Below are 537 nucleotides of genomic sequence, written 5' to 3'. Positions count from 1 at the left end.
GAGGCCTATTGCCGCATTTCCAGTTACCTGCAGACCATGGCAAATCAGGGATACAATCCGCTGGTCGCCATTCAAATGGCCTTTTCGGGACAGCTCTATGCTGATAGGGGTGAGTAGTTACCACGTAACAATGCATTGAGGTTAGAAACCCCGTGGCGGCGCAGGGTGCGGTGGATGCCTGATCAAGTGGCCTCGGGGTGGATAAATTCACGGACGATAACCAACAGGTCATCCAGAGGCAATAGCAGCAACTTGCGTAACTCAACGACTAGCATTTCCTGATGTTCGCTGAGCTTGGTTTGCAGGCGATGGGGACGATGGCTTTTGTCGGTGAATTCGTCCCGATTTTGCCATTTACGAATAGTCTGTGGGGTGGCATTGTATTGCTTGGCAAGATCCACCTGCTTACGATCACGTTCGCTGCCAGCCATGGAGAGCGAAGCGAAGGCTGGTAGACCCCAGTAGCTGCGAGGCCGCACTGCTTACCCGTCGTGCGCATAGCGCCAGAGGGGAAGCAAAGTAGGCATCCAAACGCGG

The 537-nt window shown here is 54.2% G+C and carries 1 pseudogene; it reads right to left on the bottom strand.

The window, feature by feature from the left end:
• Positions 1 to 185: 185 nt before the first annotated feature.
• Positions 186 to 395, bottom strand: a pseudogene (locus ACOCD2_RS25765) (IS481 family transposase); the annotation flags it as partial.
• Positions 396 to 537: the final 142 nt, after the last annotated feature.

Origin of the sequence: Thiolapillus sp. (assembly GCF_048562965.1) — a bacterium.
GTDB lineage: Bacteria > Pseudomonadota > Gammaproteobacteria > Chromatiales > Chromatiaceae > Thiolapillus > Thiolapillus brandeum_A.
Note: the sequence above shows the minus strand (reverse complement) of the source record. Positions and strands in the feature narration are given on the sequence as shown.